Below are 26,250 nucleotides of genomic sequence, written 5' to 3'. Positions count from 1 at the left end.
ATTTAAATGATGATTGAAGATTTACAAGGGAGTGTACAAAATGAGAAATCAAATTCAAAAACTATTAGACAGTGATTTGAGCAGTTTACATATATCAAAACAAACAGGAGTGCCACAAAGCACAATACACAGAATGAGAAAAAATGAAAGATCATTAGACAATATGTCATTGAAAAACGCTGAACTACTTTATAAATTTGCCAATGGTATATTTAGTGATGAAAATTATGAAGAATAATTAGTGAGTTAAATAATTAGAAAACCACGTCTCGATGGACGTGGTTATTTTTCAGATGTATATAATTATAATTATAGGATTTCGGGTCCCTGAAAAGTCCCTAAAATTTTGAATAGTATCAAAATCTATAGGAATAATATAATAATAAAAATCTCTACGCATGCAAATGGTGAGTGTTAAAAATCTTGGTGTAGTTTTGGTGTAGTTCAGGTACAGTATAGAGGAAATTTGAGCGCAAAATTACTTAATTAAAAATGTGTAAACAAGTGTCAGACGCGTGTCAATTGTGTGTCAAAAAATTCTATAACGAATATGCATGCTTGTTTTTATCACTGTATTTTCTGGGCTTGTGCGGGGACGTTTTGGTGACGCATCATACTATATTACTGAAATTCAAAACAAAAAGAGCCCCGTAATCACGGAACTGAACTGCACCCAGTCTAGTAGACAATTAAATAATTAAAATTAATGGTTGGTTTTGTTGTTATACAGAATCAGCCATTTTTAATGTAATTCTTTCATGATTAAAGAAAAGAATAAAATCATGAATTGTTTTTGTAGCTTCTTCTACACTATTAAATTTAAAGTGCTTATTTCCTCTAAAAATTTCACTTTTTATTGTACCCCATACACCTTCCATTGGACCGTTATCGATACATTTGCTAACACGTGACATACTTTGAATCATGCCACATTCATCCAACATATGTTTAAATGTTTTCGATGTATATTGAAAACCTCGGTCACTATGAAATAAAATACCTTTGGTATTTTCTACTTTTTCTATCGCTTGATTGAATGTTTTAAATACTAATTGATTATTGTTAGAAGGGCCTAGCTCATAACTAACAATACGTTTAGCACCTAAGTCATAAATGGCACTCAAATATATCTTACTACCTTCTTTGATTTTAAATTCTGTTACATCTGTTAACCAAACTTTATTTGGCGTATCAATGTCAAATTGTCGATTAAGCTTATTTTCTGATGTGATTTGTGGCGTTGAACGTCGATAAGGTTTTCGCTTTTGACGTATTACTGCTTTTAAATTAAGTTCTTTCATCAAACGATAAATTCGCTTTCGGTTTACTTGTTTACCTAGTTTTAAGCGAATATAGATATAAATGCGACGATAGCCATAAATACCATTATACTTATGATAGATTGATTCTATTTCTCGCTTAAGCTGTTCATTCTCTAATTCAAGTTCACTCGATTGATAATGTACCCACTTATAATAACTCGCTCTAGAAATGCCTAAAATACGACACAAGCGTTGGATAGGGTATTGATGTTTTAACGCTTCGATCGTTTTGTATGCCGTGATTTGTTTTCTCTTTGAATCATCTCTCTTTCCAATGCTTGAAACTTTTTTAAAACGTCATTTTCCATCTCTAATAATCGATTTTGTGCTTTTAATGCTTGAATTTCAGCTTCTTTTTGTTCTTCTGGCGTCATCATAGATTTGGGTTTTCCTTTGCCTCTGCCATCTACTAATCCATTTTTACCATGTGCTTGATACTTATGAACCCACTGGTAAATTTGACCGTATGAGATATTAAAGTGTTCTGCAACTTCTCTATAAGATTGTTTATGATTCAAGTAATATTCAACAATTGTTACACGTTCTTCAAATGTGGTTTTTCTTGCTTTCATGATATACACCCCAGTTTTAGGAGATTGATTCTTAATCTCTTTTCCTACAGTATACATTTTTATCCAATTTTTGACTTGTGTCGAACTACGAATATTGTATTTGATTGCGATGTCTTGGGTTGATTGATTTGAATTCAAATATTCATTTACAACTTTTAATTTTAGTTCCTTTGAATAGTGATTGTATTGTTTTTGTGTAAGTAGTGTTTCAATACCATGGGTTTTATAATATTTATACTTAGGATACAAAGTATTGACATTAATATCTAATTGTAATGTATCGATTAAGTATTGAAACGACACGCCTTTTTCATATTCTTGAAACATATATAGCAGTACATCTATGTCTACTTTAGGTTTTATTGACATAAATAAAGCTCCCTTCAAAGTTTTCATTTTTTCAATGTCTACTTTGAAGGGAGCATTTCAAACTCTTTTGTTTGGTAATGCGTATAAAAATACTATAAACGTCCTGGGAGGGATTCGAACCCCCGACCGATGGCTTAGAAGGCCATTGCTCTATCCAGCTGAGCTACCAGGACACGTTTAACAACACAAGAATTATTATATCTAAATGAACTTAAATTAGCAATACCTTGTAAATAAAAAATGTTTATATTTTTCACTATTATAGAGCTATTTATCTAAAAAGGTTCAATAAGACTTAAATACGAATTCAGGCAACTTAATTGTGTTAAATACAGTTTTGAATGCCTAACTGTATATCTTTTCTCTTTAAAGTACAGTTAAGTACATTATAAGATGTTGTGCGGATAAACAAACTAATTGCATCAAATTTATTTTAAAATAACAACAACAAAACGTTGAGCGAATAACATTTCGGTGATTTAAAAGCTACGCACGTTTTTGTTATCTTCAAATTTAAATTTTAAGGAGTGTTTTCAATGGAAGGTTTATTTAACGCAATTAAAGATACCGTAACTGCAGCAATTAATAATGACGGCGCAAAATTAGGCACAAGCATTGTGAGCATCGTTGAAAATGGCGTAGGTTTACTAGGTAAATTATTCGGATTCTAATATAATAACTAATATTCTTTAAAATAAACTGGGTGAGCATACTTTAATGTTATGCACTCAGTTTATTTTATTTGCAGAAATTTGAGCCTCTGTTAAGATTTAGATACATAGACAATATAGGAGATGGGGAAATTGGGATATAAAAATATTTTGATAGACTTTGATGATACAATTGTTGATTTTTATGATGCAGAAGAATGGGCATTTTACTATATGGCGAATGTTTTTAATCATAAAGCAACAAAGGATGATTTTTTAACATTTAAAAAAATCAATCACCAACATTGGGAAGCTTTTCAACAAAATAAATTAACGGAGTCTGAAGTATTATCAGAACGATTTGTAAATTACTTCAAACATCATCAAATGGAAGTTGATGGGCATCGTGCAGATGTGTTATTTAGAAATGGATTAGCAGAAGCTAAAGTTAAATACTTTGATCAAACATTAGAAACAATTGTCGAGTTATCGAAAAGACATAATCTATATATTGTTACTAATGGTGTAACAGAAACGCAAAAGAGAAGGTTAAATCAGACGCCATTGCATAAATATATTAAAAAGATATTTATATCTGAGGAAACAGGATATCAAAAACCTAATCCGGAATTTTTTAATTATGTTTTTAATGATATTGGTGAGGATGAAAGACAGCACTCGATTATAGTTGGAGATTCTTTAACATCTGACATTCTAGGTGGAATCAATGCGGGTATAGCTACTTGCTGGTTTAATTTTAGAGGATTTGATCATAATCCAGGAATTATACCTGATTATGAAATTAATTCATGGAAACAACTAAATGAAATTGTACGTTAAGACAAATAATTTGAAAATGATTTACTTATATTAGCTAAGAAAGTAATTGTAAAAAAGACACTACGAAAAGATGCATTTTCATTCTCGTAGTGTCGAATATTATTATCTTATGGTTTCCACAATAAGACATCATGTCCCTCTATATTTTTAGCTTCCACATCTGTAAATCCATGATGTAAAAAGAAATCCTTAGAATCATTTCTGCCAATGGCTTTAATTGGCATATTGAAACTCTTTGCAAAATCAATCAATTCTGAAGCGTACCCTCTGTTTTGATATTTTGGTAATACTTCTAACTTCCATAATAATATATAATCTTCAAAATCTGGGAAGTAGATTTCTTCGACATCACCTTTTTTAAGTAATGCCATTCTAGCTCCTAATTGATCTCCGACAAATATGCCATAAAATGGTGAATCTGAACTTGCGTCAATCATTTGACCGTTTAACTCATTGACCATGTATAAGTCTTTGTTGCCAAACGCTCTAAAGTTTTCGAATAATTCGTCAGTTTTGTAATTAATTTCAAGACGTTTGATTTCACTCATATTTATCTACCCCTTATTTGTTTACTACTATTATTATACATTAAACCACTTGTGTTTTTCATTGATTTGAAAATGTAAAACAATGAATATTATAAATTTTCCATGATTAAATTGATTTTCAAGCCGTAAAATTGTCAATCACCGGTATAGACTTTATACTATAGTTTGTAATCGCGTACTTAAGGAGAAAAAACATGGACTGTAAAGTAGTTAGTTTAAATGAAAAAGATCAGTTTATACCAAAAATAAAGAGCAGTGATCCTGTAATAACAGGATTATTTCAATATGATGCAGCTCAACAAATTAGTTTTGAAAAAAGAATGTCTAAAGAAAATAATGGAAGAGAAGCGGCATTAGCGAATGTTATTCGTGAATATATGAATGATTTAAAGCTTTCTAGTGAACAAGAATTAAACATACAACATTTAGCTAATGGTTCAAAAGTTGTGACTGGTGGACAACAAGCAGGGCTTTTCGGGGGACCATTGTATACATTCCATAAAATATTTTCAATCATTACCTTATCTAAGGAATTAACGGATACACATAAGCAACAAGTAGTACCAGTTTTTTGGATTGCAGGAGAAGATCATGATTTCGATGAAGTGAATCATACATTTGTTTATAACGAAAATCATGGGTCACTGCATAAGGTTAAATATCATACAATGGAGATGCCAGAGACGACTGTCTCTAGATATTATCCTGATAAGGCTGAGTTGAAACAAACTTTAAAAACGATGTTCATTCATATGAAAGAAACTGTTCATACACAAGGTCTACTTGAGATTTGTGACAGAATTATTGACCAATATGACTCGTGGACTGATATGTTTAAAGCACTACTGCATGAAACATTTAAAGCATATGGCGTTCTATTTATAGATGCGCAGTTTGAGCCGTTAAGAAAAATGGAAGCGCCTATGTTTAAAAAGATTTTGAAAAAACATCAGTTGCTTGATGATGCTTTTAGAGCAACACAAAAACGTACTCAAAATCAAGGCTTGAAGGCGATGATACAAACAGATACAAATGTTCATTTATTCTTACATGATGAAAATATGCGTCAATTAGTTTCGTATGATGGTAAGCATTTTAGATTAAATAAAACAGATAAGAAATATATAAAGGAAGAAATTATTAATATTGCGGAAAATCAACCTGAATTATTTTCTAATAATGTAGTGACAAGACCATTAATGGAAGAATGGCTATTTAACACGGTGGCATTTATTGGAGGGCCGAGTGAAATTAAGTACTGGGCTGAACTAAAAGATGTATTTGAACTATTTGATGTTGAAATGCCTATCGTGATGCCAAGGCTTAGAATTACTTATTTAAATGACCGTATTGAAAAATTACTTTCGAAATACAATATTCCATTAGAAAAAGTGTTAGTCGATGGTGTTGAAGGAGAAAGAAGTAAGTTTATTAGAGAACAAGCATCAGATCAATTTATTGAAAAGGTAGAAGGTATGATAGAACAACAGCGTCGTCTATACCAAGACTTATTAGATGAAGTGGCGGGGAATCAAAATAATATTAACCTTGTGAATAAAAATAATGAAATTCATATACAACAGTATGATTATTTGTTAAAACGTTATCTTTTAAACATTGAAAGAGAAAACGACATCAGTATGAAGCAATTTAGAGAAATTCAAGAAACACTCCATCCAATGGGAGGATTACAAGAAAGAATATGGAATCCACTTCAAATTTTGAATGATTTTGGGACAGATGTGTTCAAGCCCTCCACCTATCCACCACTTTCTTACACTTTTGATCATATTATTATAAAACCTTAATATACCAAGGGTTTAGCCCGATTTATCATAATGATAAATCGGGCATTTTTTTGTTTTTTAAAATAAATTTCACAAATTTTGTATAAATAGTGGTGGATAGTGGGGAGATGTGGTAAATTATATATAAGGTGAGGTGATAAAAAATGTTCATGGGAGAATACGATCATCAATTAGATACAAAAGGACGTATGATTATACCGTCCAAGTTTCGTTATGACTTAAATGAGCGTTTTATTATCACAAGAGGCCTTGATAAATGTTTATTCGGTTACACTCTAGACGAATGGCAACAGATTGAAGAGAAAATGAAAACCTTACCTATGACAAAAAAAGACGCACGTAAGTTTATGCGTATGTTCTTCTCTGGTGCTGTTGAAGTAGAACTTGATAAGCAAGGGCGTATTAACATCCCTCAAAACTTGAGGAAATACGCTAATTTAACTAAAGAATGTACAGTAATCGGTGTTTCAAATCGTATTGAGATTTGGGATAGAGAAACTTGGAATGATTTCTATGAAGAATCTGAAGAAAGTTTCGAAGATATTGCTGAAGATTTAATAGATTTTGATTTTTAAAATGGAGGAATTGAAGTGTTTCATCATATCAGCGTTATGTTAAACGAAACCATTGATTATTTAAATGTAAAAGAAAATGGTGTGTACATTGACTGTACGCTAGGTGGAGCGGGACATGCCCTTTATTTACTAAATCAATTAAATGACGACGGAAGATTAATAGCAATCGATCAAGACCAAACTGCAATTGATAATGCTAAAGAGGTATTAAAGGATCATTTGCATAAGGTGACTTTTGTTCATAGCAACTTCCGTGAATTAACTCAAATATTAAAAGACTTAAACATTGAAAAAGTAGATGGAATCTATTACGACTTGGGTGTTTCAAGCCCACAACTCGACATTCCAGAACGAGGATTCAGTTATCACCATGACGCAACATTAGACATGCGTATGGACCAAACACAAGAACTAACAGCATATGAAATTGTTAACAATTGGTCATATGAAGCGTTAGTGAAGATTTTTTATCGCTATGGCGAGGAGAAATTTTCAAAACAGATAGCTCGAAGAATCGAAGCACATCGCGAACAACAACCAATAACAACAACATTAGAATTAGTTGACATTATAAAAGAAGGTATTCCTGCAAAAGCAAGAAGAAAAGGCGGACATCCTGCAAAACGAGTATTTCAAGCACTACGAATTGCAGTAAACGATGAATTGTCAGCTTTTGAAGATTCAATAGAACAAGCGATTGAATTAGTGAAAGTAGACGGCAGGATTTCGGTAATCACTTTCCATTCTTTAGAAGATCGTTTATGTAAACAGGTGTTCCAAGAATATGAAAAAGGTCCAGAGGTACCAAGAGGATTACCAGTTATACCAGAAGCATATACACCTAAGTTAAAGCGTGTTAATCGTAAACCGATTACCGCTACAGAAGAAGATTTAGATGACAATAACAGAGCACGAAGCGCGAAATTACGTGTAGCTGAAATACTTAAATAAGGAGCAATTAATAATGGCTGTAGAAAAAGTGTACCAACCATATGACGAACAAGTTTATAATAGTATACCGAAGCAACAACCACAAACTAAGCCCGAAAAGAAGACTGTTTCGAGAAAAGTGGTTGTACAATTAACTAAATTTGAAAAAGTTTTATACATAACTTTGATTACTGTAATTGCTATGTTAAGTATTTATATGCTATCTTTAAAAATGGATGCGTATGATACGCGAGGAAAGATTGCAGATTTAGATTATAAAATAGATAAACAATCAAGTGAAAACAGTGCTTTACAATCTGAAATCAAAAAGAATTCTTCTTATGAACGCATATACGAAAAGGCTAAGAAACAGGGGATGAGCCTTGAGAACGATAATGTAAAGGTAGTGCGTAGTAATGGCGAAGCAAAAAATTAAAATTAAAAAAAATAAAATAGGGGCAGTCCTACTTGTTGGTTTATTCGGACTGCTCTTTTTTATATTGGTTTTAAGAATTTCATATATCATGATTACTGGACATTCTAATGGTCAAGATTTAGTCATGAAGGCAAATGAGAAGTATTTAGTTAAGAATGCACAACAACCAGAACGAGGAAAGATATATGATCGTAATGGTAAAGTGCTAGCAGAAGATGTAGAAAGATATAAACTTGTTGCAGTAATAGATAAAAAGGCGAGTGCCAATTCTAAAAAACCTAGGCATGTAGTTGATAAAAAAGAGACTGCAAAGAAATTATCTACAGTCATTGATATGAAGCCAGAGGAAATTGAAAAGAGACTTAGTCAAAAGAAAGCCTTCCAAATTGAATTTGGACGCAAAGGAACAAATTTAACGTATCAGGACAAATTGAAAATAGAGAAAATGAATTTGCCTGGTATTTCTTTATTGCCTGAAACAGAACGATTTTATCCAAATGGCAATTTTGCATCACACTTAATTGGTAGAGCTCAGAAAAATCCGGATACTGGTGAACTTAAAGGTGCGCTTGGAGTTGAAAAGATTTTTGATAGTTATTTAAGTGGATCTAAAGGATCTTTGAGATATATTCATGATATTTGGGGATATATTGCACCAAATACTAAAAAAGAGAAGCAGCCTAAACGTGGTGATGATGTCCATTTAACAATCGATTCAAATATTCAAGTATTTGTTGAAGAGGCTTTAGATGGCATGGTTGAAAGATACCAGCCGAAAGATTTATTTGCGGTTGTCATGGATGCCAAAACTGGAGAAATTTTAGCATACAGTCAGCGACCAACATTTAATCCTGAAACTGGTAAAGATTTTGGTAAAAAGTGGGCAAATGATCTATATCAAAACACATATGAGCCTGGATCAACATTTAAATCATATGGGTTAGCAGCTGCTATTCAAGAAGGTGCTTTTGATCCTGATAAGAAATATAAATCTGGACATAGAGATATTATGGGTTCACGTATTTCAGACTGGAATAGAGTCGGTTGGGGTGAAATCCCAATGTCACTCGGATTTACTTATTCATCTAATACATTGATGATGCATTTACAAGATTTAGTTGGTGCAGACAAAATGAAATCTTGGTATGAACGATTTGGATTTGGAAAATCAACTAAAGGTATGTTTGATGGAGAAGCACCTGGTCAAATTGGATGGAGTAATGAGTTACAACAAAAAACGTCATCATTTGGTCAATCGACAACTGTAACACCTGTTCAAATGTTACAGGCGCAATCAGCGTTCTTTAATGATGGTAATATGTTAAAGCCATGGTTTGTGAATAGCGTTGAAAATCCTGTTAGTAAAAGACAATTTTATAAAGGTCAAAAACAAATCGCAGGCAAACCAATAACAAAAGATACTGCTGAAAAAGTTGAAAAGCAATTGGATTTAGTTGTGAATAGTAAGAAGAGTCACGCTGCAAACTATCGTATTGATGGTTATGAGGTCGAAGGTAAGACTGGTACAGCACAAGTCGCTGCACCTAATGGTGGTGGATACGTTAAAGGTCCAAACCCATATTTCGTAAGTTTTATGGGTGACGCACCGAAGAAAAATCCTAAAGTTATTGTATACGCTGGTATGAGCTTGGCACAAAAAAATGACCAAGAAGCTTATGAATTAGGTGTTAGTAAAGCGTTTAAACCAATAATGGAAAATACTTTGAAATATTTAAATGTAGGTAAATCAAAAGATGACACATCTAATGCAGAGTATAGTAAAGTGCCAGATGTTGAAGGTCAAGACAAACAAAAAGCTATTGATAATGTGAGTGCAAAATCATTAGAACCAGTTACTATCGGTTCTGGCACACAAATAAAAGCGCAATCTATAAAAGCAGGGAATAAAGTCTTACCTCATAGTAAAGTACTGTTATTAACAGATGGAGACTTAACTATGCCTGACATGTCAGGATGGACGAAAGAAGATGTCATTGCTTTTGAAAACCTAACAAATATTAAAGTGAATTTAAAAGGTAGCGGTTTTGTGTCCCACCAATCAATTAGTAAGGGACAAAAACTTACTGAAAAAGATAAAATAGACGTAGAATTTTCATCAGAGAATGTAGACAGCAATTCGACGAATAATTCTGATTCAAATTCAGATGATAAGAAGAAATCTGACAGTAAAACTGACAAAGATAAGTCGGACTAACAAGAATGGCTACATTAAATAAGGGTGTATTGTCACTATTTGTTTTTACTAAAGTAATGCTGTGATAGAAAACAACATCTTCATTTAATCTTTATAAATAAGTGTTGATAGAGAATTTTAAGGTAGACGAGGTCAGATTAACTTGTTTGTTATAGGCAAACTTTTTATACTGGCCTCTTATGCCGTAAAAAAGAAAAATTATAAATTTTGATTACAACTTTGTTTATTTAATTGAAAAATTGATAATATATTAGTGGTTAAAAAAGTCTGGATTAAGAAGAGGAGATAGTTATGATTTTTGTATATGCGTTATTAGCGCTAGTGATTACATTTGTTTTGGTACCTGTTTTAATACCTACATTAAAAAGGATGAAATTTGGTCAAAGTATTCGAGAAGAAGGCCCACAAAGCCATATGAAGAAGACTGGTACACCAACGATGGGTGGACTAACATTTCTATTAAGTATTGTGATAACGTCTTTGGTGGCTATTATATTTGTAGATCAAGCTAATCCAATCATACTGTTATTATTTGTGACGATTGGTTTTGGGTTAATTGGTTTTATAGATGATTATATTATTGTTGTTAAAAAGAATAACCAAGGTTTAACAAGTAAACAGAAGTTTTTGGCGCAAATTGGTATTGCGATTATTTTCTTTGTTTTAAGTAATGTATTTCATTTGGCGAATTTTTCTACGAGCATACATATTCCATTTACGAATGTAGCAATCCCACTATCATTTGCATATGTTATTTTCATTGTTTTTTGGCAAGTAGGTTTTTCTAATGCGGTAAATTTAACAGATGGTTTAGATGGATTAGCAACTGGACTGTCAATTATCGGATTTACAATGTATGCCATCATGAGCTTTGTGTTAGGAGAAACGGCGATTGGTATTTTCTGTATCATTATGTTGTTTGCACTTTTAGGATTTTTACCATATAACATTAACCCTGCTAAAGTGTTTATGGGAGATACAGGTAGCTTAGCTTTAGGTGGTATATTTGCTACGATTTCAATCATGCTTAATCAGGAATTATCATTAATTTTTATAGGTTTAGTATTCGTAATTGAAACATTATCTGTTATGTTACAAGTCGCTAGCTTTAAATTGACTGGAAAGCGTATATTTAAAATGAGTCCGATTCATCATCATTTTGAATTGATAGGTTGGAGTGAATGGAAAGTAGTTACAGTATTTTGGGCTGTTGGTCTGATTTCAGGTTTAATCGGTTTATGGATTGGAGTGCATTAAGATGCTTAATTACACAGGGTTAGAAAATAAAAATGTATTAGTCGTCGGTTTGGCAAAAAGTGGTTATGAAGCAGCTAAATTATTAAGTAAATTAGGTGCGAATGTGACTGTCAATGATGGGAAAGACTTATCACAAGATGCTCATGCAAAAGATTTAGAATCTATGGGCATTTCTGTTGTAAGTGGAAGTCATCCATTAACATTACTTGATAAAAATCCAATAATTGTTAAAAATCCTGGAATACCATATACAGTATCTATTATTGATGAAGCAGTGAAACGAGGTTTGAAAATTTTAACAGAAGTTGAGTTAAGTTATCTAATCTCTGAAGCACCAATCATAGCTGTAACAGGTACAAATGGTAAAACGACAGTTACTTCTCTAATTGGAGATATGTTTAAAAAAAGTCGCTTAACTGGAAGATTATCCGGCAATATTGGTTATGTTGCATCTAAAGTAGCACAAGAAGTAAAGCCTACAGATTATTTAGTTACAGAGTTGTCGTCATTCCAGTTACTTGGAATCGAAAAGTATAAACCACACATTGCTATAATTACTAACATTTATTCAGCGCATCTAGATTACCATGAAAATTTAGAAAACTATCAAAATGCTAAAAAGCAAATATATAAAAATCAAACGGAAGAAGATTATTTGATTTGTAATTATCATCAAAGACAAGTGATAGAGTCGGAAGAATTAAAAGCTAAGACATTGTATTTCTCAACACAACAAGAAGTTGATGGTATTTATATTAAAGATGGTTTTATCGTTTATAAAGGTGTTCGTATTATTAACACTGAAGATTTAGTATTGCCTGGTGAACATAATTTAGAAAATATATTAGCAGCTGTGCTTGCTTGTATTTTAGCTGGTGTACCTATTAAAGCAATTATTGATAGTTTAACTACATTTTCAGGAATAGAGCATAGATTGCAATATGTTGGTACTAATAGAACTAATAAATATTATAATGATTCCAAAGCAACAAACACGCTAGCAACACAGTTTGCCTTAAATTCATTTAATCAACCAATCATTTGGTTATGTGGTGGTTTGGATCGAGGGAATGAATTTGACGAACTCATTCCTTATATGGAAAATGTTCGCGCGATGGTTGTATTCGGACAAACGAAAGCTAAGTTTGCTAAACTAGGTAATAGTCAAGGGAAATCGGTCATTGAAGCGAACAATGTCGAAGACGCTGTTGATAAAGTACAAGATATTATAGAACCCAATGATGTTGTATTATTGTCACCTGCTTGTGCAAGTTGGGATCAATATAGTACTTTTGAAGAGCGTGGAGAGAAATTTATTGAAAGATTCCGTGCCCATTTACCATCTTATTAAAGGGTGTGAGTATTGATGGATGATAAAACGAAGAACGATCAACAAGAATCAAATGAAGATAAAGATGAATTAGAATTATTTACGAGGAATACATCTAAGAAAAGACGGCAAAGAAAAAGATCAAAGGCTACACATTTTTCTAATCAAAATAAAGATGATACATCTCAACAAGCTGATTTTGATGAAGAAATTTACTTGATAAATAAAGACTTCAAAAAAGAACAAGGCAATGAAGAAAATAATGATTCTGCTTCTAGTCATGCGAATGATAATAATATCGATGATTCTACAGACTCTAATATTGAAAATGAGGATTATAGATATAATCAAGAAACTGACGACCAAAATGAATCGAATGGAATTGCAGTCGACAACGAACAACATCAATCAGCTCCAAATGAACAAAATAGCGACTCGAATGATGAGGAAACAGTAACGAAAAAAGAACGAAAAAGTAAAGTAACACAATTAAAACCATTAACACTTGAAGAAAAGCGGAAGGTAAGACGTAAACGACAAAAACGAATCCAATACAGTGTTATTACAATATTGGTATTGTTGATTGCTGTTATATTAATTTACATGTTTTCACCACTTAGTAAAATTGCGCATGTAAATATAAATGGAAATAATCACGTTAGTACTTCAAAGATAAACAAAGTTTTAGGTGTTAAAAATGATTCGAGGATGTATACGTTTAGTAAAAAAAATGCTATTAATGATCTCGAAGAGGATCCATTAATCAAAAGTGTTGAGATACACAAGCAATTACCAAACACATTAAACGTAGATATCACAGAAAATGAAATTATTGCTTTAGTGAAATATAAAGGTAAATATTTACCTTTATTAGAAAATGGTAAATTGCTTAAAGGTTCAAATGATGTCAAAATTAATGATGCACCTGTCATGGATGGTTTCAAAGGTACAAAAGAAGATGATATGATTAAGGCGTTATCTGAAATGACACCTGAAGTTAGACGATATATTGCCGAAGTGACATACGCCCCAAGTAAAAACAAACAAAGCAGAATTGAATTGTTTACGACGGATGGACTTCAAGTAATCGGTGATATTTCGACGATATCTAAGAAAATGAAATATTATCCGCAGATGTCACAATCATTATCAAGAGATAGTTCGGGTAAACTAAAAACACGAGGCTATATTGATTTATCAGTCGGTGCTTCATTTATCCCATACCGTGGAAACACGTCTACTCAATCAGAAAGCGATAAAAATGTGACTAAATCATCTCAAGAGGAAAATCAAGCAAAAGAAGAATTACAAAGCGTTTTAAACAAGATTAACAAACAATCAAGTAAGAATAATTAAAAAATTTTGATATTGTCTATGTTTATAGTTCACAAGCCATTCAACGTATTGTAAACTAAGGATAGTGTATTTTTTTAATAGTAATTTGTCAGGAGGTGCCTATCTATGGAAGAACATTACTACGTAAGTATTGATATTGGATCATCAAGCGTAAAAACAATAGTAGGCGAGAAATTTCACAATGGTATAAATGTGATAGGTACAGGACAAACCTACACGAGCGGTATAAAAAATGGTTTAATTGATGATTTTGATATTGCGCGACAAGCAATCAAAGACACAATTAAAAAGGCATCAATCGCTTCGGGTGTTGATATTAAAGAAGTTTTCCTGAAATTACCTATCATTGGAACGGAAGTTTATGATGAATCAAATGAAATCGACTTTTATGAGGATACAGAAATCAACGGTTCACATATCGAAAAAGTATTAGAAGGTATTAGAGAAAAAAATGATGTGCAAGAAACAGAAGTAATTAATGTATTCCCAATTCGTTTTATAGTCGATAAAGAAAATGAGGTTTCAGACCCTAAAGAATTAATTGCCAGACATTCATTAAAGGTTGAAGCAGGCGTAATTGCTATTCAAAAATCGATTTTAATTAATATGATTAAATGCGTTGAAGCATGTGGTGTTGATGTATTAGATGTTTATTCTGATGCGTATAACTATGGTTCAATCCTAACAGCTACTGAAAAAGAGTTAGGTGCATGTGTCATTGATATTGGTGAAGACGTTACGCAAGTTGCTTTTTATGAACGCGGTGAATTAGTAGATGCTGATTCTATCGAAATGGCAGGGCGTGATATTACAGACGATATTGCACAAGGATTAAACACTTCTTATGAAACTGCTGAAAAAGTTAAACACCAATACGGTCATGCATTCTATGATTCTGCTTCAGATCAAGATATCTTCACTGTTGAACAGGTTGATAGTGATGAAACAGTACAGTATACTCAAAAAGATTTGAGTGACTTTATTGAAGCGCGTGTAGAAGAAATATTCTTCGAAGTATTTGATGTTTTACAAGATTTAGGATTAACAAAAGTAAATGGTGGGTTTATTGTAACTGGTGGATCTGCAAACTTACTTGGCGTAAAAGAATTATTATCAGATATGGTAAGTGAAAAAGTTAGAATTCACACGCCATCACAAATGGGAATTAGAAAACCTGAATTTTCTTCAGCAATTTCTACAATTTCTAGTAGTATCGCTTTTGATGAGTTATTAGATTATGTTACAATTAATTATCATGATAATGAAGAAACTGAAGAAGATGTTATTGATGTGAAAGACAAAGATAACGAATCTAAATTAGGCGGATTTGATTGGTTTAAACGTAAAACAAACAAAAAAGATACTCATGAAAATGAAGTAGAGTCATCAGATGAAGAAATTTATCAATCAGAAGATAATCATCAGGAACATAAACAGAATCATGAACATGTTCAAGACAAAGATAAAGAAGAAAGTAAATTCAAAAAACTAATGAAATCTCTATTTGAATGATTATTGGCCAATAAAACTAGGAGGAAATTTAAATGTTAGAATTTGAACAAGGATTTAATCATTTAGCGACTTTAAAGGTCATTGGTGTAGGTGGTGGCGGTAACAACGCCGTAAACCGAATGATTGACCATGGAATGAATAATGTTGAATTTATCGCTATCAACACAGACGGTCAAGCTTTAAACTTATCTAAAGCTGAATCTAAAATCCAAATCGGTGAAAAATTAACACGAGGTTTAGGAGCAGGAGCTAACCCTGAAATCGGTAAAAAAGCTGCAGAGGAATCTCGTGAACAAATTGAAGATGCAATCCAAGGTGCAGACATGGTATTTGTTACTTCTGGTATGGGTGGCGGAACTGGTACTGGTGCAGCACCAGTCGTTGCTAAAATTGCAAAAGAAATGGGCGCATTAACTGTTGGTGTTGTAACTCGTCCATTTAGTTTTGAAGGACGTAAACGTCAAACTCAAGCTGCTGCTGGAGTAGAAGCTATGAAAGCTGCAGTAGATACATTAATCGTTATACCAAATGACCGTTTATTAGATATCGTTGACAAATCTACGCCAATGATGGAAGCATTTAAAGAAGCTGATAACGTGTTACGCCAAGGTGTACAAGGTATCTCAGACTTAATCGCTGTTTCTGGTGAAGTAAACTTAGACTTTGCAGACGTTAAGACAATTATGTCTAACCAAGGTTCTGCATTAATGGGTATTGGTGTTTCTTCTGGTGAAAATAGAGCGGTAGAAGCTGCTAAAAAAGCAATCTCTTCTCCATTACTTGAAACATCTATCGTTGGTGCACAAGGTGTGCTTATGAATATTACTGGTGGCGAGTCATTGTCATTATTTGAAGCACAAGAGGCTGCTGATATTGTCCAAGATGCTGCAGATGAAGACGTTAATATGATTTTCGGTACAGTTATTAATCCTGAATTACAAGATGAGATTGTTGTAACAGTTATTGCAACTGGTTTTGATGACAAACCAACATCACATGGTCGTAAATCTGGTAGCACTGGATTCGGAACAAGCGTAAATACTTCTAGCAATGCAACTTCTAAAGATGAATCATTCACTTCAAATTCATCAAATGCACAAGCAACTGATAGTGTAAGTGAAAGAACACATACAACTAAAGAAGATGATATTCCTAGCTTCATTAGAAATAGAGAAGAAAGACGTTCAAGAAGAACAAGACGTTAATCGGTTAATATATACACAAATAATTCAACACAAATCATCAGATAACATATCTGATGATTTTTTTACTAATTTTTAGAACATGTAGAAGGACATTTAAGTTTTTCGAAGTCATTAAAAGTGTTTAAGTATCGTGTCAAAATTAAGTCGAAAATTATTTGCGCAACATTTTAACTTTAAACATAAATGTTATATTATATAATTATTAACTTTGTACAGTTAGACGAAGATAATTTAAATGAAATGATGGTGACGATCGAGTGAATGATAATTTTAAAAAGCAACCGCATCATTTAATATATGAAGAATTATTACAACAAGGTATTACTCTAGGTATTACAACTAGAGGCGATGGTTTAAGTGACTATCCTAAAAATGCTTTTAATATGGCGAGATATATTGATGATTGCCCATATAATATTACTCAACATCAATTGCAATTAGCTGAAGAAATTGCGTTTGATAGAAAAAATTGGGTGTTTCCCATCCAAACACATGAAAATAAAGTCGCTTGTATTACCAAGGATGATATAGGCACAAATATAGACACTTTAACTGATGCGCTTCATGGTATTGATGCGATGTACACATATGATAGTAATGTCTTATTAACGATGTGTTATGCAGACTGTGTACCAGTATATTTTTATAGTACAAAACATCATTTTATTGCATTGGCCCATGCAGGGTGGCGTGGTACCTATACTGAAATTGTAAAAGAAGTGCTAAAACATGTGAACTTTGATTTGAAAGACTTACATGTCGTTATTGGACCATCTACATCATCAAGTTATGAAATTAATGATGATATTAAAAATAAATTTGAAACATTGCCAATTGATAGTGCCAACTATATTGAAACTAGAGGACGAGATCGTCATGGTGTTGATTTGAAAAAAGCCAATGCTGCATTATTAAATAATTATGGTGTTCCTAAAGAAAATATTTATACGACAGCGTATGCTACATCTGAACATTTAGAGTTATTTTTCTCTTATCGATTAGAAAAAGGTCAAACAGGACGCATGTTAGCATTCATTGGTCAACAGTAAACAAGGAGGAGATATGTTTGCGTGTGAAAGATAATTTACAACAAATCTCAACACAAATTAATGACAAAAGTGAAAAAAATAATTTTTCAACAAAACCAAACGTGATTGCAGTTACAAAATATGTTACAATAGAGCGAGCTAAAGAAGCGTATGAGGCTGGAATAAGACATTTTGGTGAGAATAGATTGGAAGGCTTTTTTCAAAAGAAAGAAGCATTACCATCAGATGCGGTGATCCATTTTATAGGATCATTACAATCTCGAAAAGTTAAGGACGTTATAAACGACGTAGATTATTTCCATGCTTTAGATCGATTGAGCTTAGCCAAAGAAATTAACAAACGTGCAGAACATAAAATTAAATGTTTCTTGCAAGTGAACGTTTCGGGAGAAGCTTCTAAACATGGTATTGCTTTAGAAGATGTTGATCAGTTTATAGATGATCTTAAAAAATATGACAAAATCGAAATTGTAGGTTTAATGACGATGGCACCATTGACAGATGATGAAGCATATATTAGATCGTTATTTAAACAGTTACGTTTGAAAAAAGAAGAAATACAACGACTCAATTTAGAATATGCGCCTTGTGATGAATTATCAATGGGAATGAGTAATGACTATCTTATTGCAGTTGAAGAAGGTGCAACGTTTGTTAGAATTGGGACTAAACTTGTAGGAGAAGAGGAGTGAGCCACTTGGCTTTAAAAGATTTATTTAGTGGATTTTTTGTAATAGATGATGAAGAGGAAGTAGAAGTACCTGACAAACAACAACAGGTAAATGAAGCGCCAGCAAAAGAGCAGTCACAACAAACAACAAAACAAAACGCAATCAAATCAGTCCCTCAAAAATCTGCATCAAGATATACAACAACGTCAGAAGAAAGGAATAACCGTATGTCTAATTATTCAAAAAATAATTCACGTAATGTTGTAACTATGAACAATGCTACACCAAACAATGCATCACAAGAAAGTTCAAAAATGTGTTTATTCGAACCACGTGTTTTTTCAGATACACAAGATATTGCTGATGAGCTTAAAAACCGCCGTGCGACACTTGTCAATTTACAACGTATTGATAAAGTATCAGCGAAAAGAATTATTGATTTTTTAAGCGGTACTGTTTATGCAATCGGTGGAGATATCCAACGTGTAGGTACTGATATTTTCTTATGTACGCCTGATAATGTGGAAGTAGCTGGAAGCATTACAGACCATATTGAAAATATGGAACATTCATTCGACTAAGGAGTTAACATATGGATATAAATGTGCTAGCTACAATTTTTAAATTTATCCTTTTTGTTGTTGAAATTTATTATTTCGGCATGATTATATATTTCTTTACATCTTGGGTACCAAGTATTAGAGAAACTAAGGTAGGTTATTTTTTAGCGAAAATATATGAACCTTTCTTACAACCATTTAGAAAAGTAATTCCACCTATTGGAATTATCGACATATCATCAATCGCTGCAATTATCGTTTTAGTATTATTCCAAAAAGGGTTACTCCAAATCTTTAATTGGATTTTAATTCAATTACAATAAATTAAGCGACATAACGAGGCAAGGGTACATGATACTTTAGCCTCGTTTTTGATATGTATTTTTCTAAATATAAGGGCAATAGATGGTATTTTATAATTTTTTTAAGGTAGTGATTAACATAGATATTTATCAACACTTTAGACAGGAAGAATACGAATTAATTGATCAGCTAACGGATAAATGTGATCAAGCGGAACAGCATTATGCACCAGTATTAACGCATTTTTTAGATCCAAGAGGGCAATATATATTGGAAGTGATTTGTGGCAGTTATGAAGATTTAAACGTATCTTTTTATGGCGGGCCTAATGCTGAAAGAAAAAGAGCAATCATTTCGCCGAACTATTACGAACCTAAAGAAAGTGACTTTGATTTAACTTTAATGGAAATAGATTATCCTGAAAAATTCGTCACTTTAAAACATCAACATATTTTAGGGACATTAATGTCTTTAGGTATCGAACGCGAACAAGTTGGAGATATAATTGTGAATGAACGAATTCAATTTGTTTTGACAAGTAGATTGGAATCATTTATTATGTTAGAATTACAACGTATTAAAGGCGCATCAGTTAAACTTTATACTATTCCAGTAACAGATATGATACAATCTAATGAGAATTGGAAAATTGAAAGTGCAACAGTTAGTTCTTTAAGGTTAGATGTTGTTATTAAAGAAATGATACGTAAATCACGTACGATTGCGAAACAACTAATCGAAAAAAAACGTGTTAAAGTGAATCACACTATTGTTGATTCAGCAGATTTTCAATTACAAGCAAATGATTTAATATCCATCCAAGGTTTTGGTAGAGCACACATTACTGACTTAGGTGGTAAAACTAAAAAAGATAAAACGCACATTACCTATAGAACATTATTCAAATAGTAATGATTTAAGGAGGATAACAAATGCCTTTTACACCAAATGAAATTAAGAATAAAGAGTTTTCACGTGTAAAGAATGGTTTAGAACCTACTGAAGTTGCTAATTTTTTGGAGCAACTAAGCACTGAAATTGAACGTCTTAAAGAAGATAAAAAACAACTTGAAAAAGTAATCGAAGAGAGAGATACTAATATTAAGTCTTATCAAGACGTGCATCAATCTGTAAGTGATGCTTTGATACAAGCTCAAAAAGCTGGTGAAGAAACTAAGCAAGCTGCAGAGAAACAAGCTGAAGCGATTATAGCTAAGGCAGAAGCACAAGCTAATCAAATGGTTGGTGACGCGGTAGAAAAAGCACGCCGTTTAGCATTCCAGACTGAAGATATGAAACGTCAATCAAAAGTATTTAGATCGCGTTTCCGTATGTTAGTTGAAGCGCAATTAGACTTATTAAAAAACGAAGATTGGGATTACTTGTTGAATTATGATTTAGACGCTGAACAAGTGACGCTTGAAAATATTCATCATTTGCATGAAAATGATTTAAAGCCAGATGAAGTTGCAGCAAATGCACAAAATAATGCATCAAATACATCAGACAATAATCAACAATCCAATGATTCAGAAACAACTAAGAAGTAAGAATTAAATAAAGACAGACGCGTAATATACATTTAACTTTTCACAGCGAATTAGGTAATGGTGAGAGCCTAGTAAAAGCATGTATGTTATATCACTGGCTTTTTAATATTTAAATAATGTAATGAGAGAACTCTAAGTTGAGTTAATAAGGGTGGTACCGCGAGCAATCGTCCCTTTTAATTTAACTTAGAGTTTTTTAAATTTTTAAGGAGTGAAAAAAATGGATTACAAAGAAACGTTATTAATGCCTAAAACAGATTTCCCAATGCGAGGTGGTTTACCAAACAAGGAACCGCAAATTCAAGAAAAATGGGATGCAGAAGATCAATACCATAAAGCGTTAGAAAAAAATAAAGGTAACGAAACATTCATTTTACATGATGGCCCACCATACGCGAATGGTAACTTACATATGGGACATGCCTTGAACAAAATTTTAAAAGACTTTATTGTACGTTATAAAACTATGCAAGGGTTCTATGCACCATACGTACCAGGTTGGGATACACATGGTTTGCCAATTGAACAAGCATTAACGAAAAAAGGTGTTGACCGTAAGAAAATGTCAACAGCTGAATTCCGTGAGAAATGTAAAGAATTTGCTTTAGAACAAATTGAATTACAGAAAAAAGATTTTAGACGTTTAGGTGTTCGTGGTGACTTTAATGATCCATATATTACATTAAAACCTGAATACGAAGCTGCACAAATTCGTATTTTTGGAGAAATGGCAGATAAAGGTTTAATTTATAAAGGTAAAAAGCCAGTTTATTGGTCTCCTTCAAGTGAGTCTTCATTAGCAGAAGCAGAAATTGAATATCACGATAAACGTTCAGCATCAATTTACGTTGCATTTAACGTTAAAGATGACAAAGGTGTCGTTGATGCAGATGCTAAATTTATTATCTGGACAACAACGCCATGGACAATTCCATCAAATGTTGCGATTACCGTTCATCCAGAATTAAAATACGGTCAATACAATGTAAATGGCGAAAAATATATTATTGCAGAAGCCTTATCTGACGCCGTAGCAGAAGCACTGGATTGGGATAAAGCATCAATCAAATTAGAAAAAGAATACACAGGTAAGGAATTGGAGTATGTTGTAGCACAACATCCATTCTTAGATAGAGAATCGTTAGTGATTAATGGTGATCATGTTACTACAGATGCTGGTACAGGTTGTGTACATACAGCACCAGGTCACGGGGAAGATGACTATATTGTTGGTCAAAAATATGAATTGCCAGTAATTAGTCCAATCGATGATAAAGGTGTATTTACTGAAGAAGGCGGCCAATTTGAAGGAATGTTCTATGATAAAGCTAATAAAGCCGTTACTGATTTATTAACAGAAAAAGGTGCACTATTAAAATTAGACTTTATTACACATAGCTATCCACACGACTGGAGAACAAAAAAACCTGTAATTTTCCGTGCTACACCACAATGGTTTGCTTCAATCAGTAAAGTAAGACAAGATATTTTAGATGCAATCGAAAATACAAACTTCAAAGTAAATTGGGGTAAAACACGTATTTACAATATGGTTCGTGACCGTGGCGAATGGGTTATTTCTCGTCAACGTGTTTGGGGTGTACCGTTACCAGTATTTTATGCTGAAAATGGCGAAATTATCATGACGAAAGAAACAGTGAATCATGTTGCTGATTTATTTGCAGAACACGGTTCAAATATTTGGTTTGAAAGAGAAGCGAAAGACTTACTACCAGAAGGATTTACACATCCAGGCAGCCCTAACGGTACATTTACTAAAGAAACAGACATTATGGACGTTTGGTTTGATTCTGGTTCATCACACCGTGGCGTGTTGGAAACAAGACCGGAATTAAGTTTCCCAGCAGATATGTATTTAGAAGGTAGTGACCAATATCGTGGTTGGTTCAACTCTTCTATTACAACTTCAGTTGCTACAAGAGGAGTATCACCTTATAAATTCTTACTTTCTCATGGTTTTGTTATGGACGGTGAAGGTAAGAAAATGAGTAAATCTTTAGGTAATGTGATTGTACCTGACCAAGTGGTTAAACAAAAAGGTGCTGATATTGCGAGACTTTGGGTAAGTAGTACGGACTATTTAGCTGATGTTAGAATTTCTGATGAAATTTTAAAACAAACATCTGATGTTTATCGTAAAATCAGAAATACATTAAGATTTATGTTAGGTAATATTAATGATTTCAATCCTGATACAGATAGCATTCCTGAATCAGAGTTATTAGAAGTTGATCGTTACTTGCTAAATCGTTTACGTGAATTTACTGCAAGTACGATTAACAACTATGAAAACTTTGACTACTTAAATATTTATCAAGAAGTTCAAAACTTTATCAATGTTGAGTTAAGTAATTTCTATTTGGATTACGGTAAAGATATTTTATATATTGAACAACGTGATTCTCATATCCGTCGTAGTATGCAAACAGTGTTATATCAAATTTTAGTTGATATGACGAAGTTGTTAGCACCAATCTTAGTGCATACAGCTGAAGAAGTTTGGTCTCATACACCACATGTTAAAGAAGAAAGTGTTCACTTAGCAGACATGCCTAAAGTTGTAGAAGTAGATCAAGCTTTATTGGATAAATGGCGTACATTTATGAATTTACGTGATGATGTGAACCGTGCATTAGAAACTGCTCGTAATGAAAAAGTTATTGGTAAATCATTAGAAGCTAAAGTTACGATTGCTAGTAACGATAAATTTAATGCATCTGAATTCTTAACTTCATTTGATGCATTACATCAATTATTTATCGTGTCACAAGTTAAAGTTGTAGATAAGTTAGATGATCAGGCAACAGCTTATGAACATGGTGATATTGTCATCGAACATGCAGATGGTGAAAAATGTGAAAGATGTTGGAACTATTCAGAGGATCTTGGTGCTGTTGATGAATTGACGCATCTATGCCCACGATGCCAACAAGTTGTAAAATCACTTGTATAATTGAAATTGTATAAAGTACTTATACAGATGATATAAATTAAAGCTCTCTTCATAATCATGTTGTAGTTTTTGTTGACATGATGAAGAGAGTTTTTTTGAGAGTTGATTTGTCAATTTAAGTGCAACAGTTCATCACATAAAACTTCATAAGGAAACTTCCAATTTAAACACTTTCTTGGTCGATAATTAATTGAGTCTAATGCATAGTTAAGTTGCTCTTGATTTACTTTAGCTAAGTCTGTTTTCTTAGGGAAAAATTCTCTTAGTAAACCATTGGTATTTTCATTTGTACCTCTTTGCCATGCGGAATATGGATCAGCGAAGTAGACATTAATATTAAATTGGTTTTCAATATTTTGATAACAAGAGAACTCTTTCCCTCTATCGACAGTAATAGTTTTAACGGCACCTTTAGGTAGATGTTTGATAAGGTTATTAATTGCCGTCTCCATAGAATTAGAGGAACGATCAGGCATAAGTACACAATAATAATAACGTGATTTTCTTTCTGCGAAAGTAGCAATGCACCCTTTACTTTTGCCTCTGCTGGATACAATTGTGTCAGCTTCCCAATGACCGAATGTATTACGTTTCTTTATTTCCTTAGGACGTTGTGAAATAGGACGGCCAATATTAAACTTACCTCTAGTTTCTTTAGGTTTCTGTCTTTTTCCTTTTTGACGAAGGCATGAAATAAGTTCGAAATTAATCATATTAGAGTTAATCCATCGATAGATGGTTTTAAAACAGATTTGGTTTTGTAATAGACGACCTACGATTTGTTCAGGAGACCAGTGGCATTTTAAATAATATTTAATGATATTACCAAGTTCTGGAGTAAATCGAGTAGGACGACCACAAAGTTTTCTTTTGGTTTCATAATTTTTTTGAGCTGTTTCAGCTTGATATGACTGATTTAAATTATTCCTACTAATTTCACGTGAGATAGTAGATACAGATCGTTTTAATTTACGTGCAATAGATCTTAAAGAATAATTTTCTTGACGTAAAACCTCTATACGTGCGCGTTCAGTTAGTGTAAGATGGTTATAGCTCATGTTGGCACTCCTTGTATGTGTTTTTGTGGTTATTAACATCTTACAACAAAGTGCCAATTATGGGCATTTTTTATGAATTTTTATAGGTGTTGCACTTAATATTACAATCCGTCATATGTAAAAAAAATGTGTGATTTACTAAAATAAAAATTATTCAGGAATGGTACAAATTCTCTGAAGCTTATAAATGCGTTATAGTTGCTATTCTCAATTATGTTCGCGATAATTTTAAGTAAAAGTAAGCACAGATATTGAATTTGATAGGAGTTAATTGAATGTATCATAACAGTAACGCAAACTTTGTAAATGGTATCACTTTAAATGTGAGAGATAAGAATGAATTAAAGCCATTTTATGAGGACGTATTAGGATTAAATATTATAAATGAGACATTAACATCGATCCAATATGAAGTAGGTCAAAATAATCATGTCATTACACTTGTTGAATTACAAAATGGACGTGAACCTTTAATGTCAGAAGCGAGACTGTTTCATATCGCAATTAAACTACCTCAAATTAGTGATTTAGCTAATTTACTAATTCATTTAAGCGAATATGATATTCCAGTTAACGGAGGTATACAGCCTGCTTCGTTATCATTATTTTTTGAAGACCCGGAAGGAAACGGTTTTAAATTTTATGTTGATAAAGACGAAGCGCAATGGACGAGGCAAAATGATTTAGTAAAAATTGATATTAGACCATTAAATGTACCGAGATTAGTGAGTCATGCAACAAAATTGTTATGGTTAGGTATTCCAGATGACGCTATTATAGGTGCATTGCATATTAAGACAATTCATTTATCAGAGGTAAAAGACTACTACCTCGATTATTTTGGATTAGAGCAATCGGCATATATGGATGATTATTCAATATTTTTAGCATCGAATGGCTATTATCAACATTTGGCCATGAATGATTGGGTATCAGCAACGAAACGTGTAGAAAATTTTGATACGTATGGATTAGCAATTGTTGACTTTCATTATCCTGAAACAACACATTTAAATTTACAAGGTCCGGATGGTATCTATTATCGCTTTAATCATATCGAAGTTGAAGATTAGTAAATACTTTGAATGGACGAACCATATAATGAATCGTTTTTAATGATCTTTTTATACAAGCTATGAAGGCAGTCTTATGAGGTTTCC

Annotated in this window: 24 protein-coding genes and 1 tRNA gene; 21 read left to right on the top strand and 4 right to left on the bottom strand. The window is 32.6% G+C overall.

Features of this window, described 5'->3' with window-relative positions; translation table 11 throughout:
• The first annotated feature begins 40 nt into the window (after positions 1 to 40).
• The gene (locus tag NST10_RS04400) at positions 41 to 238 is read left to right on the top strand and encodes a hypothetical protein (protein ID WP_001245800.1); all 198 of its coding nucleotides are present in this window, start codon (positions 41 to 43) and stop codon (positions 236 to 238) included.
• A gap of 484 nt (positions 239 to 722) precedes the next feature.
• Here the strand turns inward: NST10_RS04400 and NST10_RS04395 are convergent.
• Together NST10_RS04395 and NST10_RS04390 are read right to left on the bottom strand one after the other, a co-directional pair.
• Positions 723 to 2,290, bottom strand: a protein-coding gene (locus NST10_RS04395) for an IS3-like element ISSau2 family transposase (RefSeq protein ID WP_094409958.1) whose coding sequence is annotated in 2 segments (ribosomal slippage) — positions 723 to 1,615 and positions 1,615 to 2,290 — 1,569 coding nt in all. Because the reading frame shifts where the segments join, the coding sequence is not laid out codon by codon here.
• A gap of 72 nt (positions 2,291 to 2,362) precedes the next feature.
• A tRNA-Arg gene (locus NST10_RS04390) sits at positions 2,363 to 2,436 on the bottom strand.
• A gap of 363 nt (positions 2,437 to 2,799) precedes the next feature.
• Between NST10_RS04390 and NST10_RS04385 the strand changes: the two genes are divergently transcribed.
• Entirely contained in the window at positions 2,800 to 2,934 is a 135-nt protein-coding gene (locus NST10_RS04385; protein WP_000398672.1) for a beta-class phenol-soluble modulin, read from the top strand.
• Between the two features lie 123 nt (positions 2,935 to 3,057).
• Positions 3,058 to 3,753 carry a YjjG family noncanonical pyrimidine nucleotidase gene (locus NST10_RS04380; RefSeq protein WP_303661759.1) on the top strand — a complete coding sequence of 232 codons (696 nt, stop codon included), beginning with the start codon at positions 3,058 to 3,060 and terminating at the stop codon, positions 3,751 to 3,753.
• A gap of 107 nt (positions 3,754 to 3,860) precedes the next feature.
• On the opposite strand, the gene NST10_RS04375 is transcribed toward NST10_RS04380, so the two are convergent.
• Positions 3,861 to 4,301: an N-acetyltransferase gene (locus NST10_RS04375; protein ID WP_001289711.1), complete on the bottom strand. Its 441-nt coding sequence runs from the start codon at positions 4,299 to 4,301 to the stop codon at positions 3,861 to 3,863.
• A 194-nt stretch (positions 4,302 to 4,495) separates the two neighbouring features.
• On the opposite strand from NST10_RS04375, the gene bshC reads away from it, so the two are divergent.
• The 17 genes from bshC (at position 4,496) to ileS (ending at position 24,032) form a co-directional block, all read left to right on the top strand.
• Complete coding sequence (gene bshC / locus NST10_RS04370) at positions 4,496 to 6,109, top strand: bacillithiol biosynthesis cysteine-adding enzyme BshC (protein ID WP_339211491.1); 1,614 nt, start codon at positions 4,496 to 4,498, stop codon at positions 6,107 to 6,109.
• A 143-nt stretch (positions 6,110 to 6,252) separates the two neighbouring features.
• Complete coding sequence (mraZ, locus tag NST10_RS04365; protein ID WP_000480800.1) at positions 6,253 to 6,684, top strand: division/cell wall cluster transcriptional repressor MraZ; 432 nt, start codon at positions 6,253 to 6,255, stop codon at positions 6,682 to 6,684.
• A gap of 36 nt (positions 6,685 to 6,720) precedes the next feature.
• The gene (gene rsmH / locus NST10_RS04360) at positions 6,721 to 7,635 is read left to right on the top strand and encodes a 16S rRNA (cytosine(1402)-N(4))-methyltransferase RsmH (protein WP_001788649.1); all 915 of its coding nucleotides are present in this window, start codon (positions 6,721 to 6,723) and stop codon (positions 7,633 to 7,635) included.
• A gap of 13 nt (positions 7,636 to 7,648) precedes the next feature.
• Positions 7,649 to 8,050 carry a cell division protein FtsL gene (gene ftsL / locus NST10_RS04355; RefSeq protein ID WP_000257598.1) on the top strand — a complete coding sequence of 134 codons (402 nt, stop codon included), beginning with the start codon at positions 7,649 to 7,651 and terminating at the stop codon, positions 8,048 to 8,050.
• Positions 8,031 to 10,265, top strand: coding sequence for a penicillin-binding protein (locus tag NST10_RS04350; RefSeq protein WP_001118652.1), 2,235 nt, complete (start codon positions 8,031 to 8,033; stop codon positions 10,263 to 10,265). Before ftsL ends, NST10_RS04350 begins: the two co-directional genes overlap by 20 nt.
• 291 nt (positions 10,266 to 10,556) lie before the next feature.
• Complete coding sequence (gene mraY, locus NST10_RS04345) at positions 10,557 to 11,522, top strand: phospho-N-acetylmuramoyl-pentapeptide-transferase (RefSeq protein ID WP_339211482.1); 966 nt, start codon at positions 10,557 to 10,559, stop codon at positions 11,520 to 11,522.
• Between the two features lies 1 nt (position 11,523).
• On the top strand, positions 11,524 to 12,873 hold the full coding sequence (gene murD, locus NST10_RS04340; RefSeq protein ID WP_000935984.1) for a UDP-N-acetylmuramoyl-L-alanine--D-glutamate ligase: 1,350 nt from the start codon (positions 11,524 to 11,526) through the stop codon (positions 12,871 to 12,873).
• A gap of 15 nt (positions 12,874 to 12,888) precedes the next feature.
• Positions 12,889 to 14,208 (top strand): cell division protein FtsQ/DivIB, encoded by a 1,320-nt coding sequence (locus NST10_RS04335; RefSeq protein ID WP_000342189.1) that lies wholly within the window; start codon positions 12,889 to 12,891, stop codon positions 14,206 to 14,208.
• Between the two features lie 105 nt (positions 14,209 to 14,313).
• Positions 14,314 to 15,720 carry a cell division protein FtsA gene (ftsA, locus tag NST10_RS04330; protein ID WP_000391030.1) on the top strand — a complete coding sequence of 469 codons (1,407 nt, stop codon included), beginning with the start codon at positions 14,314 to 14,316 and terminating at the stop codon, positions 15,718 to 15,720.
• A gap of 32 nt (positions 15,721 to 15,752) precedes the next feature.
• Complete coding sequence (gene ftsZ, locus NST10_RS04325; RefSeq protein WP_000888997.1) at positions 15,753 to 16,925, top strand: cell division protein FtsZ; 1,173 nt, start codon at positions 15,753 to 15,755, stop codon at positions 16,923 to 16,925.
• Between the two features lie 257 nt (positions 16,926 to 17,182).
• Positions 17,183 to 17,974, top strand: coding sequence for a peptidoglycan editing factor PgeF (gene pgeF / locus NST10_RS04320; protein WP_339211474.1), 792 nt, complete (start codon positions 17,183 to 17,185; stop codon positions 17,972 to 17,974).
• Positions 17,975 to 17,997: 23 nt separating this feature from the next.
• A complete protein-coding gene (locus NST10_RS04315; protein WP_001548498.1) occupies positions 17,998 to 18,666 on the top strand; it encodes a YggS family pyridoxal phosphate-dependent enzyme in 669 nt (222 codons plus the stop codon).
• On the top strand, positions 18,663 to 19,226 hold the full coding sequence (locus NST10_RS04310) for a cell division protein SepF (protein ID WP_000018608.1): 564 nt from the start codon (positions 18,663 to 18,665) through the stop codon (positions 19,224 to 19,226). The genes NST10_RS04315 and NST10_RS04310 overlap by 4 nt, the downstream gene beginning before the upstream one ends.
• Before the next feature lie 11 nt (positions 19,227 to 19,237).
• Positions 19,238 to 19,528 carry a YggT family protein gene (locus tag NST10_RS04305; protein ID WP_000354114.1) on the top strand — a complete coding sequence of 97 codons (291 nt, stop codon included), beginning with the start codon at positions 19,238 to 19,240 and terminating at the stop codon, positions 19,526 to 19,528.
• A gap of 109 nt (positions 19,529 to 19,637) precedes the next feature.
• Positions 19,638 to 20,417, top strand: coding sequence for an RNA-binding protein (locus NST10_RS04300; RefSeq protein ID WP_001801395.1), 780 nt, complete (start codon positions 19,638 to 19,640; stop codon positions 20,415 to 20,417).
• A 23-nt stretch (positions 20,418 to 20,440) separates the two neighbouring features.
• Entirely contained in the window at positions 20,441 to 21,058 is a 618-nt protein-coding gene (locus NST10_RS04295) for a DivIVA domain-containing protein (RefSeq protein WP_001117066.1), read from the top strand.
• 220 nt (positions 21,059 to 21,278) lie between these two features.
• On the top strand, positions 21,279 to 24,032 hold the full coding sequence (gene ileS / locus NST10_RS04290; RefSeq protein WP_000384706.1) for an isoleucine--tRNA ligase: 2,754 nt from the start codon (positions 21,279 to 21,281) through the stop codon (positions 24,030 to 24,032).
• Positions 24,033 to 24,142: 110 nt separating this feature from the next.
• Here ileS and NST10_RS04285 read toward each other — a convergent pair whose 3' ends face one another.
• Positions 24,143 to 25,090, bottom strand: a complete 948-nt coding sequence (locus NST10_RS04285; RefSeq protein ID WP_000121211.1) for an IS30-like element ISSau1 family transposase — start codon at positions 25,088 to 25,090, stop codon at positions 24,143 to 24,145.
• A 275-nt stretch (positions 25,091 to 25,365) separates the two neighbouring features.
• On the opposite strand from NST10_RS04285, the gene NST10_RS04280 reads away from it, so the two are divergent.
• A complete protein-coding gene (locus tag NST10_RS04280) occupies positions 25,366 to 26,163 on the top strand; it encodes a VOC family protein (protein WP_339211464.1) in 798 nt (265 codons plus the stop codon).
• Positions 26,164 to 26,250 lie beyond the last annotated feature (87 nt).

Origin of the sequence: Staphylococcus sp. FSL W8-0305 (assembly GCF_037966415.1) — a bacterium.
In the GTDB taxonomy this organism is placed as follows: Bacteria; Bacillota; Bacilli; order Staphylococcales; family Staphylococcaceae; genus Staphylococcus; species Staphylococcus aureus.
The sequence above is the reverse complement of the archived record's forward strand: the minus strand, read 5'-3'. Positions and strand labels throughout refer to the sequence as shown.